Annotated in this window: 11 protein-coding genes; 8 read left to right on the top strand and 3 right to left on the bottom strand. The window is 45.0% G+C overall.

Features of this window, described 5'->3' with window-relative positions; translation table 11 throughout:
• Positions 1-231: 231 nt before the first annotated feature.
• Positions 232-2,997, top strand: a complete 2,766-nt coding sequence (polA, locus tag Q4Q57_RS17970; RefSeq protein WP_311891600.1) for a DNA polymerase I — start codon at positions 232-234, stop codon at positions 2,995-2,997.
• 1,270 nt (positions 2,998-4,267) lie between these two features.
• On the opposite strand, the gene yihA is transcribed toward polA, so the two are convergent.
• The gene (gene yihA, locus Q4Q57_RS17965; RefSeq protein WP_006079362.1) at positions 4,268-4,927 is read right to left on the bottom strand and encodes a ribosome biogenesis GTP-binding protein YihA/YsxC; all 660 of its coding nucleotides are present in this window, start codon (positions 4,925-4,927) and stop codon (positions 4,268-4,270) included.
• Positions 4,928-5,095: 168 nt separating this feature from the next.
• Here yihA and Q4Q57_RS17960 point away from each other — a divergent pair, with 168 nt between their 5' ends.
• The 5 genes from Q4Q57_RS17960 (at position 5,096) to hemN (ending at position 10,005) form a co-directional block, all read left to right on the top strand.
• A complete protein-coding gene (locus Q4Q57_RS17960) occupies positions 5,096-5,719 on the top strand; it encodes a c-type cytochrome (RefSeq protein WP_006084749.1) in 624 nt (207 codons plus the stop codon).
• Positions 5,720-6,535: 816 nt separating this feature from the next.
• Positions 6,536-7,174, top strand: coding sequence for a class I SAM-dependent methyltransferase (locus Q4Q57_RS17955; protein WP_107950056.1), 639 nt, complete (start codon positions 6,536-6,538; stop codon positions 7,172-7,174).
• Positions 7,175-7,264: 90 nt separating this feature from the next.
• Positions 7,265-7,825, top strand: coding sequence for a Der GTPase-activating protein YihI (gene yihI, locus Q4Q57_RS17950; protein ID WP_259577689.1), 561 nt, complete (start codon positions 7,265-7,267; stop codon positions 7,823-7,825).
• A 74-nt stretch (positions 7,826-7,899) separates the two neighbouring features.
• Positions 7,900-8,367, top strand: coding sequence for a DUF2489 domain-containing protein (locus Q4Q57_RS17945; protein ID WP_006079358.1), 468 nt, complete (start codon positions 7,900-7,902; stop codon positions 8,365-8,367).
• A 261-nt stretch (positions 8,368-8,628) separates the two neighbouring features.
• Positions 8,629-10,005: an oxygen-independent coproporphyrinogen III oxidase gene (gene hemN, locus Q4Q57_RS17940; RefSeq protein WP_006084752.1), complete on the top strand. Its 1,377-nt coding sequence runs from the start codon at positions 8,629-8,631 to the stop codon at positions 10,003-10,005.
• A 94-nt stretch (positions 10,006-10,099) separates the two neighbouring features.
• Here hemN and add read toward each other — a convergent pair whose 3' ends face one another.
• Complete coding sequence (add, locus tag Q4Q57_RS17935) at positions 10,100-11,095, bottom strand: adenosine deaminase (RefSeq protein ID WP_311891599.1); 996 nt, start codon at positions 11,093-11,095, stop codon at positions 10,100-10,102.
• Between the two features lie 210 nt (positions 11,096-11,305).
• Between add and Q4Q57_RS17930 the strand changes: the two genes are divergently transcribed.
• Both Q4Q57_RS17930 and Q4Q57_RS17925 read left to right on the top strand, forming a co-directional pair.
• A complete protein-coding gene (locus Q4Q57_RS17930) occupies positions 11,306-13,117 on the top strand; it encodes a DUF885 domain-containing protein (protein WP_311891598.1) in 1,812 nt (603 codons plus the stop codon).
• A gap of 95 nt (positions 13,118-13,212) precedes the next feature.
• Complete coding sequence (locus Q4Q57_RS17925; RefSeq protein ID WP_311891597.1) at positions 13,213-14,196, top strand: alpha/beta fold hydrolase; 984 nt, start codon at positions 13,213-13,215, stop codon at positions 14,194-14,196.
• Here Q4Q57_RS17925 and Q4Q57_RS17920 read toward each other — a convergent pair.
• On the bottom strand, positions 14,153-16,603 hold the full coding sequence (locus tag Q4Q57_RS17920) for an EAL domain-containing protein (protein ID WP_311891596.1): 2,451 nt from the start codon (positions 16,601-16,603) through the stop codon (positions 14,153-14,155). The two genes, Q4Q57_RS17925 and Q4Q57_RS17920, sit on opposite strands and share 44 nt — an antisense overlap.
• Positions 16,604-17,114: the final 511 nt, after the last annotated feature.

The following is a 17,114-nucleotide window of genomic DNA, read 5'->3' as shown; positions in this document are numbered from 1 at the left end:
AAATTGGGAAGATTTTTTAAGAAACAGTATTGAACTCACACAAATCTTTTATAAATATAAAAAACAACAACTTAAAAATATCGCACTAAGCCGTAATCATCGCCATTATTCTCAGTTGACTTTTTCACTCACAGACTTATCCACAGGCTGGGAGTCATTTTGCCATGGCTGAAATAGTGCTTCTGTGGCATGCTTAGCGCCATCTAAGTCATCGATAAACGAAAAATACTTATGCCAACCGTCGCTAAAAACCCACTTGTGCTTGTGGATGGATCTTCTTATTTATATCGCGCTTATTATGCGCCTCCTCACCTGACAAACTCAAAGGGCGAAGCAACCGGTGCCGTTTATGGCGTAGTGAATATGTTACGCAGCTTGCTGACTCGCTATCAGCCAAGCCATATCGCAGTCGTGTTCGATGCCAAGGGCAAAACCTTCCGCAATGACATGTACAGCGAGTACAAAGCACAGCGCCCACCAATGCCTGATGATCTACGTTCGCAAATCGAACCTTTACACCGCATTATTCGCGCACTGGGTTTACCACTGATTTCGATTTCCGGCGTCGAAGCCGATGACGTGATCGGCACTATTGCTCGCCAAGCCAGTTTAGAAAACCGTGCAGTGCTTATCAGCACTGGCGATAAAGACATGGCGCAGTTAGTCGATGAGAACGTCACGCTCATCAACACTATGACTGACACCATAATGGGCCCAGAAGAAGTCACCAGTAAATTCGGTGTTGGTCCAGACCGTATCATAGATTTGCTCGCGCTGATGGGCGACAAGGCCGATAACATTCCCGGCTTACCCGGCGTTGGTGAGAAAACAGCGCTCGCTATGCTCACAGGTGCCGGCAGCGTGAGTAACTTATTAGCTGAACCCGAAAAAGTCGCCGAGCTCGGCTTTAGGGGTTCTAAAACCATGGCGGCGAAGATCATTGAAAATGCCGACATGCTCAAGCTTTCTTACGAACTCGCCACCATCAAAACCGATGTCGAACTTGAGCAAGACTGGCACGAACTCACCATCAAGCCTGCGGACAAAGATGAACTGATCAAATGCTACGGCGAGATGGAGTTTAAGCGTTGGTTAGCCGAAGTCTTAGATAATAAAATCACTGCAAATACCCCAATTGATGCGGCAGCCGAGACACAGGAAGACTCGACTCCAGTCGAAGCGATAGAAACACAGTACGACTGCATTCTCACGGAAGCCGAATTAGACGCTTGGATTACTAAGCTTAAACAAGCCGACTTGATGGCGGTAGATACCGAGACCACCAGCTTAGATTACATGGTAGCGGAATTAGTCGGGATCTCCTTCGCCGTTGAGGCAGGAAAAGCCGCTTATCTGCCTTTGACCCATGATTACGTTGGCGCGCCGACTCAAATCAATAAATCCGTCGCGCTAGAAAAACTACGCCCGTTGCTTGAAGATCCGAAACTGAAGAAAGTCGGTCAAAATCTTAAGTACGACATCAGTATCTTAGCCAATGCAGGGATCAAACTGCAGGGCGTCGCTTTCGACACTATGCTCGAATCCTATGTCTTCAACTCAGTGGCTTCGCGCCATGATATGGATGGCTTAGCGCTCAAATACTTAGGCCATAAAAATATCAGTTTTGAAGAAATTGCTGGCAAAGGTGCAAAACAGCTGACCTTCAACCAAATTCCACTGGAAACGGCTGCGCCTTATGCGGCCGAAGATGCCGACATCACCCTGCGTTTACACCAACATTTGTGGCCAAGACTCGAGAAAGAAGCCGAACTTGCCGCTATGTTTACCGAAGTCGAATTGCCGCTGATCCAAGTATTGTCAGATATTGAACGCCAAGGGGTATTAATCGACAGTATGTTACTCGGCCAGCAAAGCGACGAGCTGGCGCGTAAAATCGATACCTTAGAAGAAAAAGCCTACGACATTGCCGGTGAGAAATTTAACCTTGGTTCGCCTAAGCAACTGCAAGTATTGTTTTTTGAAAAGCTAGGTTATCCGATCACCAAAAAGACCCCTAAGGGTGCACCATCAACCGCGGAAGAAGTCTTGGTCGAATTGGCGTTAGATTTCCCTCTGCCAAAGGTGATCCTCGAACATCGCAGCCTATCTAAATTAAAGAGCACTTATACAGACAAACTGCCACTAATGGTCAACGCTAAAACGGGTCGCGTGCACACTAGCTATCATCAAGCTAATGCTGCAACGGGGCGCTTATCATCGAGCGAGCCTAACCTGCAAAATATTCCTATCCGCACCGAGGAAGGCCGTCGCATACGCCAAGCCTTCATCGCTCCCGCAGGTCGTAAAATTTTGGCCGCCGACTACTCGCAAATCGAACTGCGGATCATGGCGCATTTATCCCAAGATGCAGGCTTACTCAAAGCTTTCGCCGAGGGTAAAGACATTCATAGAGCGACGGCTGCCGAAGTATTTGGTACTGACTTTGAGGACGTGACCACAGAACAGCGTCGCCGCGCCAAAGCGGTTAACTTCGGCTTAATTTACGGCATGTCAGCCTTTGGCTTAGCGCGTCAGCTCGATATCCCACGCCACGAAGCACAAACCTATATCGACACCTACTTTGCCCGTTATCCAGGCGTATTACGTTATATGGAAGAAACGCGTGCGGGGGCTGCCGACCTAGGTTATGTATCGACTCTGTTTGGCCGTCGCCTCTATTTACCCGAAATCCGTGATCGTAATGCGATGCGCCGCCAAGGTGCTGAACGTGCTGCGATTAATGCCCCAATGCAAGGCACGGCTGCCGACATAATCAAAAAGGCCATGATCAATATCGCCCAGTGGATCAAGACAGAAACCCAAGGCGAAATCACTATGATCATGCAGGTTCACGATGAATTGGTGTTTGAAGTCGATGCGGATAAAGCAGAAGCGCTTAAAAAGACAATCTGTACTTTAATGGCACAAGCCGCCGATCTCGATGTTGAACTGCTTGCCGAAGCGGGCATTGGTAATAACTGGGATGAAGCCCACTAACCTTAGTGACATCAAAACCAACACTATCAATATAATTTAAAGTAAATAAAGCTAACCTGAATTCAATATTTTGAACTCAGGTTAGCTCTCTCCCGTCTTAATCATCTCTAAGCACATCAATACTGAGTCCCTTTCATCACTGTGCGAAAATTATCTTTTCACAATACAAATCAGACCATTAAGTTAAGAAAAACTGCATCGGCAGCACAATGTATGACTCTCAACGAAGCAATCTCGACTCCGCACGTATTAGACCATCAAGTTCGGCGCGACTTAACTGGCGACATAATGTATGACTCACAGCCAAACAATCTGCATTCCGAACACGCTAGTTCGTTAAGCGCTGCGCAACTTAACAGACGACCCAAACCATGACTCGCAACCAAACATTCCTTACCCCACAAATACTAGAGCATTAAGTACGATGCAACTTCATCGGCAGCAATATGCATAACTCACTACCACACAATCTTTACCTGATACATTTAGCAGTAGAGCTCATCGATACACTGCCGCAGCAAATGGAGACTCAAGGGTGTGATTACACGAATCGAAACGGCGTTAAAGCAAGCTATATATGCTAAAAAGTGTCATAACGGTTGTTCTCTCACGCGTACATTAAAACATTAAGTCAGATTTAGAGTAAAAACATTAAATCTCAAATATTGATCTCTTTTGTATATAAATTTCGGATTACCCAGCTAAATCAGCCGGCTAAGCATTTTTAATGAAATTTTAAGATCAATTTAAGATGCTTTTTCACTCACAACCTGAGATCAAGCGTACATAATTACCTCTTTTTTGAAAAAACTGTTTTCCATTTAAAGATAAATGGAGTAATATTCTCTGCGTAGGGTACAGAGGTTAAGATGTTCTATCTTTCAGACCTTTATTTCACTTATAGTGATGAGCCAAATTCTGGCGCCTCAGCAACTTGTTTGCTGAGGCTTTTTTTTGCTCTTTTTTCAGACTTTAGGTAAATTTTAGAGTATTTACTTTAATAAAAAGTAAATTGGCTGTATGCTAGTTTCATTGAGAACCATTGAAGCTAATTTGGTGGTGCTTGAGTCTTGTTGAATTTAGCTTCTCCCCAAAAGAGCTAATATTTTTGGCCGGTGACACTGTCATCGGCTATTTTTTTGCCTGAAATTGACGAAAAGTTAATAGGGATAAAAGCTTAACAAGAGGGAAAGATAAGGAAAAATTACAGGAAAAACAGAGGGGCGGCATACACAGTCAAACTCGACCATGTATGCAAAAACAGGCAATATTATTCGGCGTTGTTCGCCGCATCTAACTCATCAGTCAACCATTGCGGATGACACCATTCATTTAAAATAGCCAACACTTTAGGCTTACCGGTTCCTTTAAGCGATGAGAAAGGCTCAACTTGTACCCAGTCACCAAACTCACTCAACGCCAGACGCACTTCATTTACAGTTTTCATCTTAGCGCTTTGAGCTAATTTGTCTGACTTCGTCAGCAAAGCTAACACAGGGATTTCACTGGCAACCGCCCACTCGATCATCTGCATATCGAGATCTTTTAGTGGATGACGTATATCCATCAGGACAACCACGCCACTTAAACAAGCGCGTTTTTGCAAATACTCACCTAATGCCTGCTGCCATTTATTTTTCAACGCAAGCGGGACTTGTGCAAAACCATAGCCAGGTAAGTCAACTAAACGACGCTGAGCATCTAACTCAAATACGTTAATTAATTGAGTTCGGCCAGGGGTTTTACTGGTTCTTGCTAAACTTTTTTGCTCAGTTAATGCATTGAGTGCACTAGACTTTCCAGCATTAGAGCGGCCAGCAAATGCAATCTCAACTCCAACATCGCCGGGCAGATATTGATCCAAATGTGCAATGTCAGGTGCACTGATTAAAAACTTTGCCCTACGAAAATCTATACGAGATTCAGTCACTATTTACTCCGAAATTTTTCTACGCAATACCATAATTTATGAAGAATTACTTACTTTTCCACGTTTTCGTGTAAAATATTACTCCGATCACATTAATCATATTTTACCACGCTTGCGGGTCACCCTAGTAAGCTCAGGATAATAATCTTAACCAGAAGTTGGAACGCCATGAAAAAGCTAGCTCTTGCGCTGTCTGTTGTAATTGCCGCCATATCTTCACCTGCGATTGCTGAAGGTAATGCTGAAGCGGGAAAAACGAAAATCATTGTCTGTTCAGCCTGCCATGGTATGGACGGTAACAGTATGATCGATATGTACCCTAAACTTGCGGGCCAACACGCCACTTACCTCCAAAAGCAACTACATGATTTCCGTAGTGCTGCGCAAACTGGCGGTAAAGACGGTCGTATGGATCCTATCATGAGTGGCATGGCAATGCCTCTAAGCGATCAGGATATTCTCGACATTACTGCATATTTTTCTAGCCAAGCAATCCAAGTGGCTGAAGCGAAAGATGTCCCTGAGTTAGGCGCCAAACTTTACAAAGGTGGCGATGTTTCACGTGGTATTACCGCTTGTATGGCATGTCATGGTCCAGATGGTAAAGGCGCTGAACTTGCAGGCTTCCCAACATTAGCAGGCCAACACGCCAACTACATCAAGATCCAACTGACAAAATTCCGTGAAGCGGGTCGTCATAATGACCTGAACGGCATGATGCAAGATGTGGCTAAAAAGCTAAGCGATAGCGATATCGACGCACTATCTAAGTATCTTTCTAGCCTGAAGTAATCTTAGTCAGTTAAGAAAGGGGTGTATTATCACCCTTTTTTCACACCACCAAGTTGACGTGAACGTAAACTGCATAAGATTCATGCTTGACATAGATCACAGATTTCGGTTTAATAAGCCCCGTACCGAGATAAACCCATCTGTTTGTACAAAAAGATTAATAATAACTTACAGGTTTCGGTATAATTAACATTCAAGATATAAGAATAAAGACACTCAATAACAATAATATACTTAAGACCACTCTCTAATAATAACAAGAGTCGTGATTTCCACTTGAAATCCAGGTCAGCACAATTTTGTAAGGGATGGCCGATAACGCCAATTTGCTTCTAGCAAAACGCCTTACACTCAGGGTAACTTGCCCCATCAGGACACAGTTTACATGATGTAAACTGTCGCAAAGGAAGCGATAAGCTTAGGATGCACTGGCTGGATGCTTGTTATCACTGGAAGGTACTTAAGTAACACGGATGGTTAACTAAACGTCAATGATGACGATGCTATACAATGATGTGTCGCGAGACCATCTACGGAAACTGTGGTCAGGATGGCGACAGAAAAAATAAAGTGTCTGGAAGACCGTTAACAAAAATAATGCAGGGAAAGCAGTAAAAAAAAGAAGGATACCGACCGGGAAAGTCGCATAGCAAGTATGGATACTTGGAATCAGGATAAGGTGCTAAAGCACCCTTTGTAAGGCGGCAGTTTAACTGCCGCCTTTTTTCTTTTGTAACACACCCTAGTGTCTAAAATGTGCACTCGACCAATATAATTGGTACAATCAAAGCCTTAATAACCAGTTCAGCAGACTCAATGCCCAGATGCCCTCTTTGTCATAACAGTCAGACACAACTCCTTCATCAAGATAAAAAGCGGAGTTTTTATGTTTGCAAGACATGTGAGTTAACCTTTGCGGATGCCAATAGCCATTTACCACCCGCGGCAGAGAAACAAAGATACGGTCGTTCACGCATAGCGTTGAAGCAAAAGCAGCTATCGCAATTTATTTTGCCGCTGTTAGCGCAATTAGAGCAGCAGCAAGCTGGTCGTTTATTAGGATTGAATTTTGGACGCATACTCGATAATGAGAGTCTGGCGACCATAGAAAATGCGGGCCACAAGTTAAACCAATACGATCCCTTTTTTGCCCCGAATCATGATGTGTTAAAGCAAGAATATGATTTTATCTGCTGTTATCGCGTTTTTGAACATTTTCAGTACCCAATAAAAGAGTGGGCCTTACTCTCTCGACTACTGCATCCTGGTGGTTGGTTAGCGATAAGCACACCGTTACTGACTGAATTAGATGGTTTTGCTAAGTGGCATTACAAGAACAACCTCACCCATGTGAGCTTTTACCAGCGACAAACCTTCGAGTACCTAGCAAACAATAGCGATTTTGAACTATTATTTGCCGCAAAGGACCTCGTTTTGATGCAAAAAACATCATAATCTGGTATAACACTCGGCCTAATTTCGCACCTTGTAGACAAGCTCAACCTTAGTCTGCGGGGCCATACGTTGTAAACAATTGAGAAGACCATGTCTCGTAGCAAGAAAACACGCAAGGGCGGCGAGAACAGCCCTAAGTTACAGCCAAGAGTGAAGAAGCAAGATCGCGCTGTAGCGACTGGCAAACGTAAAGATTCTGGCAATAAATCAGGCAGTCGTCATAACGAAAGCTTAATTTTAGCGCAAGCGCCGCAACAGCAGGCCGCGAAGAAAAAAGACCCGCGTCATGGCAGCAAAAAGCCTATTGCTTTAGCGATTCCAGCGGCAGTGGTTACAGATAAAGCCGCCCAGCCAAAAGTGAAACAAGCTAAGCTGACTGACGAGCAAAAACTGCTGAAATTGGAAGAAGATCCAAGACTAAATCAGCTGTTAGATATGCTGGAAGAAGGCCGTGATCTCAACGATGTAGATCAAAAATGGTTAGATCAACAGCTGAATAAGATTGAAGCTCTGATGGTTAAACTGGGCATTAGCGACGATATGGATGATGACGCACCTTCATCACCAGTTAAGTCTTTGTCTGACGATGAGTTGTTCGATAAGTTCGAATCAGGCGCTGACTTACTGAAAGATTATCAAGACAAGTTCTAAACCTCTCAGTGCTAAGGCATAGGGAACTCAGTTTTTTAGCTGTGCTCCTTATGCCATTCATATAAGGAGTCTCTGTGTCTACGGCTATCATTATTCTCGGTTTTATCATCATAGTAGCGCTTAGTAGCTACGCCACCTTCTTAATCCTAAAACTCAAGCAGCAAAAAAAGCGTCAGCAGGCCGAACAAGCCGAGCGTGAAGTCACGGCGAATGCAAAACGCGCCCAAGTTTTAGATGATATCCGCTATATCGCCACTGCCATGATTGAAGACCGCTGTGAGATCTCTGAAGGCGTGGTCAGAATTGGACGATTATTTGAAATCCTGTCATTGAGTGAGCGCGTGGCTCCTGATTACCCTTCATTATTCAAACACTTTGAGCTAATTAAAGATCATCCCATAATGGATGCTCGCCAAGCCTTGCCTAAGCAAGAAAGGATGAAGTTAGACTTGATCAGAATGAAGTCCGAAGCGGCATTAGAGCAAGGCATCAGTGATGATGCGAAAAAACTGGCGGATTACCAAGCCAAAGCGATGCATTAAACTCGCTCATTGTTATACCTCAAGACCACTTATGTTGTGGTTTTGAGGTCATCTCGATAAAACCCACTCCAATCTTACTCTGCTTTCTCCCGTGAGCCTGCGCACAAAACCACCATATATCGACAGACAAGCGTACTTTTTTGATAGATATTGCGTAACTTCTAAAAAGACAGACGTCATTTTTACAACCTAGATCAAGGTTATTTACTTAAGAACCTTGCATACTTCGCTTGTTGCTAATTTACCCACGGAGGACACGCCTTGAAGCAGCCCACTCAGATTAGCTGGGATCAGTCGATGATCGAAAAGTATAACTACAGCGGTCCCCGTTATACCTCTTACCCAACGGCATTGGAGTTCGATGACACATTCACCGAACAAAACCTGCTGACGGCCATTGAAAATAGCAAAAGCGATAAACTGTCGCTGTATATTCATATCCCGTTCTGCGCCAAGCTTTGTTATTACTGCGGCTGTAATAAAGTCATCACCCGCCACCAACACAAAGCCGATCAGTACATTGAATATTTGAGCCAAGAAATTATCAAACGTGCGCCTCTGTTTAAACATTACAGCGTAACCCAAATGCATTGGGGCGGCGGTACACCTACGTTCTTAAATCCTGAGCAGATTCTTAAACTTACGTCATTGATTAAAGCTAACTTTAACTTTGCGGAAGAAGGCGAGTACTCGATTGAAGTCGATCCTCGCGAGATAGAACTGTCAATGCTAGACACATTGAAAGAAGCGGGTTTTAACCGGATCTCCATCGGCGTACAAGATTTCAATAAAGAAGTGCAAATTGCCGTTAATCGCGAACAAGATGAGCAATTTATCTTCGACTTGATGGCCAAAGCGAAAGCCATGGGTTTTGTGTCAACTAACATAGATTTAATCTATGGTTTGCCACACCAAACGCCAGAAACCTTTGCCGTCACTATGCAGCGCGTTTTAGATTTATCGCCTGACCGTCTATCGGTATTTAACTATGCTCACTTACCTGCGCGCTTTGCCGCTCAACGTAAGATCAAAGACGAGCATTTACCTTCGCCAAAACAAAAACTCGAAATGCTGCACCAAACTATCGAGACCTTAACTGGCGCGGGCTACCAATATATCGGTATGGACCACTTTGCTAAACCCGATGACGAGTTAGCCAAGTTACAGCGCGAAGGTAGACTGCACCGCAACTTCCAAGGTTATACCACCCAAGAAGAATGCGATTTGTTAGGTCTTGGCGTGTCATCCATCAGCCAGATTGGCGACTGCTATGCGCAAAACCAGAAAGATATCCGCCCTTACTATGAAGCCATAGATAAGGAAGGCCATGCTTTGTGGAAAGGTTGTAGCCTGAACCGTGACGATGAAATCCGCCGCGTAGTGATTAAACAGCTGATTTGCCATTTCGAACTGGATATGGCGAAAATTGATGAAAAATTGGGGATTAACTTCGAAACCTATTTCGCGGAAGATCTTAAGTTAATGCAGACATTTATCGATGACAAGTTAGTTGAAATCGTCGACAGACAGATCACTATTAGCCCAACTGGCCGTTTATTGATCCGCAATATCTGTATGTGTTTCGACCTTTACTATCGCCAAAAAGCACGTCAGCAACAATTCTCACGCGTGATTTAAAGCGCTTATCGCTGCACTCGTAAACGCTCATAAAAAAATCCGACTCTAGAGTCGGATTTTTTATTTATAGCTATTTTTATTAATGACTCAGAGCTTATACCTTAGCGGCATACAGCGCTTTACGCTCACTGTCGGATAAAAACGCCATTTCAACGCCGTTGCGTTGCACCTGCGCTAACTCGGCATCGGTTAATTTGAGTTCAGCTTTAGCAATACGATACTCATGATTAATATCGATAGCGCTCACACCGGGATCATCAGTATTTAAGTTGATCAATACGCCTGCATCCATAAAGGTTCTGAAAGGATGCTCAGCATAAGAAGCCACAGTAGAAGTATGCAAGTTACTGGTTGGGCAAGATTCGATACCAATACGGTGCTTAGCAAGATATTCCATCAGCTTAGGATCGTGAATCGCGTTCACCCCATGACCAATTCGCGTCGCGCCAAGTTCTTGAATCGCTTGCCACATACTTTGTGAACCCGCGGCTTCACCGGCGTGAGCCGTAATCGCCAGTTCAGCATCACGAACACGTTTAAAGTGATCGTTAAATAACTCGCCAGGGAAACCCATTTCATCTCCAGCTAAGTCCATAGCCACGAGATGTTGTTTATGTGCGAGTAAGCCTTCAAGTTCTTGAGTACAAGCGGCTTGACCGAATGAACGTGACAAAATACCAATCAAATTGATCTTCACGTTATAGTCTTTTAAGCCCGCTTTAACGCCGTCGACTACCGCTTCAACTACGCCTTCAATCGGTAACTTATGGTTCATCGCCATATAGTAAGGACTAAAACGTAACTCAGCGTAATCTAAGCCAGACAACGCCGCATCGGCAACGTTTTCATAGGCAATGCGTTTAACCGCATCCAAATCAGCGAGTACGCCAACCATCCAATCGAGCTTCTTTAAGAAGGCGACTAAGCTAGTTTCTTTCCCCTGAATTTGCACAAAAGGTGCGAGAGTCTCTAAAGAATCGGCAGGTAGCGCAATGCCGTGTTGGTGTCCTAGTTCCCAAATGGTATTTACCCGCACATTACCGTCTAGGTGACGATGCAGATCCACCAATGGAATGGATGTATCAATCATATTTAACCCCTATTTGAACTACCCAGCCAATGCTTTTGTTATTTGGTCGCGGGCGGACACTAAGTTTAACACGCATTTTCAAGGGCATTTATGCGCCAACCGCATTTAAATTCACATTCAGTCACAATTCTGCTTAATATCCATACAAGGAACTGCCGTATTCATCAGGCATAATGAGTTCAATAACAACGAAAATATCAGAGATCGACTATGCATAAACTTTTAACCCCCAGTTTATTGATATGCGCATTAAGCGCCTGCAGTACTACTCAAACCACAAAAAATAGTCAAATCGTAGCGCCACAGACAATATCGGCAGCACAGTCGCAAGTTGAGCTCATAGCTCCCGCGCTGCAAGCGATCATCGACCAAAGCTGGCAATTACAGCTCAGCGCGAGTCCTGAAATGGCTTACAGCATGGGCGATGCCAGTGCCGCAGGAAAGCTATCGGATCTCTCGCCAGCTGCGCTCGCTAAGCTCAATCAAGGCCAAATCGCAGTATTAGCGCAGCTCAAAGCACTCGACCGCAGCAGTTTGAGTAAAGAAGATAAGATTAACGCTCAAATACTGGAAGATCAGATCCAAAACGATGTCGACCTATATCGCTTTAAGGATTATTACTTGCCCATTACCGCGGAAAGCGGCTTCCACGCTTATATCACCTCAATCGCACAGGGAAGATTCAACACCCTTGAGGATTACCGCAACTATATTGCCAAACTCAATGCACTCCCGGCCTATTTCGCTCAGCAAACTTACTGGCTAAAACAAGGATTGGCCGAGGGAATCACGCCACCTAAAGTGACACTCACTGGCTTTGAAGACAGTATCAGTGCTTATATCGTCCCTGTGGAAAAGAGCGGTTATTTCAAACCTTTTACCCAATACCCCAGCTATTTCACTGAAGCACAAAAAACTCAGCTGACCCAAGAAGGTCGCGCCTTAGTCGAGCAAAAAGTCTTGCCGCTGTACCAAAACTTCTATGATTTTATGACCAAAGAGTACATTCCCAATGCACGGGAAAATATCGCGGCCAGTAGCTTACCTAATGGTGCTGAGTTTTATGAGAATCGGGTACGTTACTATACGACCTTGAATATGACATCGGCAGAAGTGCATGAACTGGGCTTAAAGGAAGTTAAGCGTATCCGCCAAGAGATGGAGCAAATCATCAAGTCCGTTGGCTTTAAAGGCAGCTTTGCCGACTTCTTACATTTCCTGCGGACCGATCCCCAGTTCTACACCACCAGTGCCGAACAGTTACTCAAAGAAGCGGCATTTATTGCCAAAAAAGCCGATGCCATGCTGCCTAAGTACTTTGGCAAACTTCCCCGTAAACCCTACGGCATAGCGCCAGTGCCCGCCGAAATTGCGCCGAAATACACCACAGGACGATATTCAGGATCGAACAGCGATGACGAACCCGGTTACTACTGGGTCAACACTTATGCATTGGATAAGCGCCCACTCTACGAGTTAGAAGCTTTAACTTTGCACGAAGCCGTACCCGGTCATCATCTGCAAATATCACTCAACTCTGAGCTAACGTCACTCCCTGACTTCCGTCGTTATGGCTATATCTCTGCCTTCGGTGAAGGCTGGGGTCTGTATTGCGAATACTTAGGTTTAGAGGCTGGCTTCTACCAAGATCCCTACAGTAACTTTGGCCGCTTAACCTATGAAATGTGGCGGGCGGCGCGTTTAGTCGTAGACACAGGCATGCATGCCCAAGGATGGAGTCGTCAACAAGCCATCGATTTTATGGCCAGCAATACCGCGCTATCACTGCATAATGTCACGACCGAAATTGACCGCTATATTTCGTGGCCAGGACAAGCCTTGTCCTACAAGATTGGCGAGTTAACGATCAAGCGTTTACGCGCTAAAGCAGAACAGGAACTCGGCGACAAGTTTGATATTCGCGCCTTCCACGACGCTGTGCTCGAAAATGGCTCAGTACCTATGTCGATCCTCGAACAGCAAATCAATGATTTTATTGAAGCTAAAAAGGCGACACGCTAAGTTAATCACAACCATGGGAGTCGGTATTTTCAGACTCCCATGGTTGTCTGTTACACTCTAGCAAACCATTCAAGCCAAATGATTTGCGACTGAGTATGAGCCAAGCCAAAGCGACATTTTCGACTGAACACGATTTAAATACCTCAGAGCAGCAAGCCTTCTGGCAAAGTGTTGTTCAAGACACGCTGATCACAGCTGATGGCATCACGCTGGCCTATATGATGGTCAAACATCCCCAAGCACATACCGCAATCGTTCTCAGTAGTGGCCGAGTTGAATCCTATTTAAAGTACCAAGAATTGGTCTTCGACTTGTACCAACAGGGTTACTCAGTTTATGCCATCGATCACCGTGGCCAAGGATTGTCGGATCGTATGACAATCAATCCGCACATGGGGCACGTGCGAAGATTCAATGATTATATCGATGATTTTACACTGTTTATGCAAAAGAAAGTGTTACCACAAAACGACAAACAGCTCATGCTACTTGGCCATTCAATGGGTGGCGCGATTGGCACTTTGTATCTCAAACAGCATCCCGATATTTTTACCGCCGCGGCATTTTCAGCGCCCATGTATGGCATCAAATTACCTATGCCAAAAGCATTCGTGCGCTGGTTAGCTAGTAAGCTCGATACCACTCTCAATGGCGGCGAACCTAACTATGTGCTTGGAGGACAGAACTATAAACCAGTTCCCTTCAAAGGAAATGAGCTAACCCATTGCCAAAGTAGATACCAAGCCTATCGAGACTTGTATGACGCGGCCCCTAAGTTACAACTCGGTTCCCCAACTAACCGTTGGTTGACAGAATCTTTAGATGCAGCAGACACTTGCGTACTGGCAACGACGCAAATTCGCACGCCTATCCTGATACTGCAAGCGAGTGAAGATAAGATTGTTGATAATGCGGCCCAGAATCTTGCGGTGAGCACTCATTGTCAATTGAAGGTGATAGCAGGGGCTGCCCATGAGATTTTTATGGAAAAAGACGCCTATCGAAACCAAGCCTTAAATTATGCCCTCGACTTCTTTAAACGCTTCGCAATAAAGGACGAGGACAAACAAGCTGGATAAAGTCCGCTTGGTTTAGCGCTCGGCTGAATAAATAGCCCTGATAACCATCACAGCCAAATTCAACAAAGGCTTGATAGTGTTGGAGTGATTCAACGCCTTTAGCCACCACGTGCAAATTAAACTGCTGCGCAGAGACAATTAACGCCTTCACTCTTTGTGGCATTACGGCTAATGAATCAATACAACTCATATCCAATTTTACCGCAACTAATGGCTGGTTGGCTAAACAACTCAAAGCACTCGAGCCAGAACCGAAATGATCGAGGACGATGCCTATCCCAGCATCAACTAACTTAGACACGCGCTCAGCCACAAACTGTGGTTGCATTAACAATGCAGCCTCATTGAGCTCAATACCCAATTGATGAGCCGTAATGCCATGCTCTTTGACTAACGCAATCAATGCATCAACAAAATCTGCCTGACCAAATGAGAATGCACTGATATTAAGAGTTAAAGTCGGCAAACTCCGGCCTTGGGTATGGGATGTCTCAATAAACTGACACACACGTTTAGCGACCCAGAAATCGAGTTCAGCAATCATTCCTCCCTGTTCGGCTAACGCTACAAACTCTGCAGGCGGGATAAACTCGCCATCGGCACGATACCAACGCGTGAGCACTTCAGCCGAGACCAATTCACTGTGCACATTCATCACAGGTTGGAACATTAACGTCATGCTATCTTGCTGTAATGCCGTCTGTAATTCCTGTTGTAACTGTTCATCACGGCTCTGACGTAAATCCATCTCAGCATGATAGAAAGCGCATCCCGCTTGCCCAGGTTGCTTAGCACTCAAGGCTGCTAACTCGGCGCGGCGCATGACTAAAGCTGGATCTAAGGTCTCTATGCTGTCGAGCAAACAAATCCCCACATTCGCGCTGAGCTCAAAGTGATGATGACCGTAATGGAATGGTCGAGCAATCACTTGCCTTAACTCACTCGCAAGCGCTAAAGCACGACGCGCAGCCACTGAAGCATCAATCGCTAAGTCTTTCGCCAGCAAAACAAAATCACCGGACTCCAATCGACCAACGGTAATATTCTCAGTGAAATAACTCGATAGACGTGCAGCCACTTGCGTGAGTAAGCGCTCTAATTCGTGGGAGTTTAGAGTCGCGACCAAGCCTAATCTATCTACCTCAACAAGCAGCAATGCTCCCCATTGACCCGAGCTATTACCTTGGGTTAAAAATTGCGACAGTCGCGCCATAAAGACATCGGGCAACATTTTACGACCCGTAACAGATTGATCCACAAGTTCATTAATCGCAGCATGGTTCTTGGCACTTTCTGACACATCCATATGAATGCCGATCATCCGAGTAGGACGTCCTTGAGGGTCCCAATCAACCAGCATGCCGCGATCCAGCACCCACACATAATGCCCCTCTCTATGTCGCAGGCGATGGACACTTTCAAATTCCTTACTTTTACCGCTAACGTACTCCTGCAAAGCATCAAGTACGATATCCCTATCATCGGGATGTAACCGCGTTTCCCAAGTCTGGAATACGCCCGCTAATTCATCCGGCGCATAACCGATCATCTCTTTCCAGCGATCAGAAAGAAAAACCTCACCCGTGCTGATATCCCAATCCCAAATACCGTTCCGCGAACCTTCCACCGCAAACAGCCAGCGCAGTTCGCTGTCATTCAACTGTTTCACGGCACGACTCAAACGTTCATGTACCTGCTGCAAACTGGCTTGCAATGATAAGACTTCTGATGAGCTCCATGGGATCGATGTCGAAAAGGAAGAAGTCCCTACCTGTTTAGCGGCCTCACTTAATATTTGGAATGGACGGATCAACAGGAAATAGAGAATGAAGGTAAAACCAATCAGTAATAATCCACCCAGTCCCCAAACCCGCATAAAACGTTGTTGTAACTTAGCGGAAGCTTCGGCAACTAAAGGCGCTAAATCGGCTTCAAGATAAATCAAATCAACCGCACCACCATACTGAGGCAAGACGGGATAATATGCTTGAATGGTTAAACGTTCGAGATTAACGAGAATTTGTGGCAGGAAAGCCTGAACCACAGCACGATGACGAGTAGCATCATAACCATCAATGACTTGCATGGCATTGCTATCACGCCAAACAGTATGGTTTGCAAAACGAATACGGCTATCAGCATCAACTAAGATATAAACCATAGTGCCCATATCCAGCGCAGCTAAGGAAACCTCCTGCTCGATCCGCTCCACATCCTGTAAAGCCTGCGCCGATTGAACCACATTCTGCATCCGGAACAACTGCTGCTTTATCAGTGTTGATTGTCGCTGCGCCAATTCAGCACGCACTTGATCGCTTTCAAACAGGTACTCGCCTATGACCAACACTAAATATAGTGTCAGCATACACAGAGGGAGCAGTACCGCGAGCGAAAGCTTACGAAGCATAGGCAACAGACAGCCTTTAACAAAAATGTGAATAGTTTTGTATGCTAACGGGAAACTAACCACTAAGCAAAAGGACTTATCAAACTAAGCGAGATCTTGATGTAAATAATCAACTTAGAGTATAAAAGTCTGAAATAAAGGAAGGAAAAAACGTAAAGAACTAGCGAAATGACCAGAGCTAAAACGAATAGAACAATGTTCTGTATTAACGCTGATTTAACCAAACTACAGACGCAAAAAAGCCAGCTTATTCAGCTGGCTTCGTTACATCTCTACGAGATAATGAGGCGCTTAGCGATGACCTACTTTCTTTTATCCCCGAAGGGGATACATGGGGGCGAGTCATCATTGCCTAAAATGCGCAGCATTTTGATGATGTGTCGCGCGGAGCAATGTATTGCGCAGCTGGGGAGCCCGCTTTGCGGCGGGGCGACATCGAGATAGGTTTTCGCGAAGCGTATAAACACAAAAGCCCTAGCGGTTTATGCTAGGGCTTTTGTGTTTATTTGGA

Source organism: Shewanella sp. SP2S2-6 (assembly GCF_031931965.1).
In the GTDB taxonomy this organism is placed as follows: Bacteria; Pseudomonadota; Gammaproteobacteria; order Enterobacterales; family Shewanellaceae; genus Shewanella; species Shewanella baltica.
The sequence above is the reverse complement of the archived record's forward strand: the minus strand, read 5'-3'. Positions and strand labels throughout refer to the sequence as shown.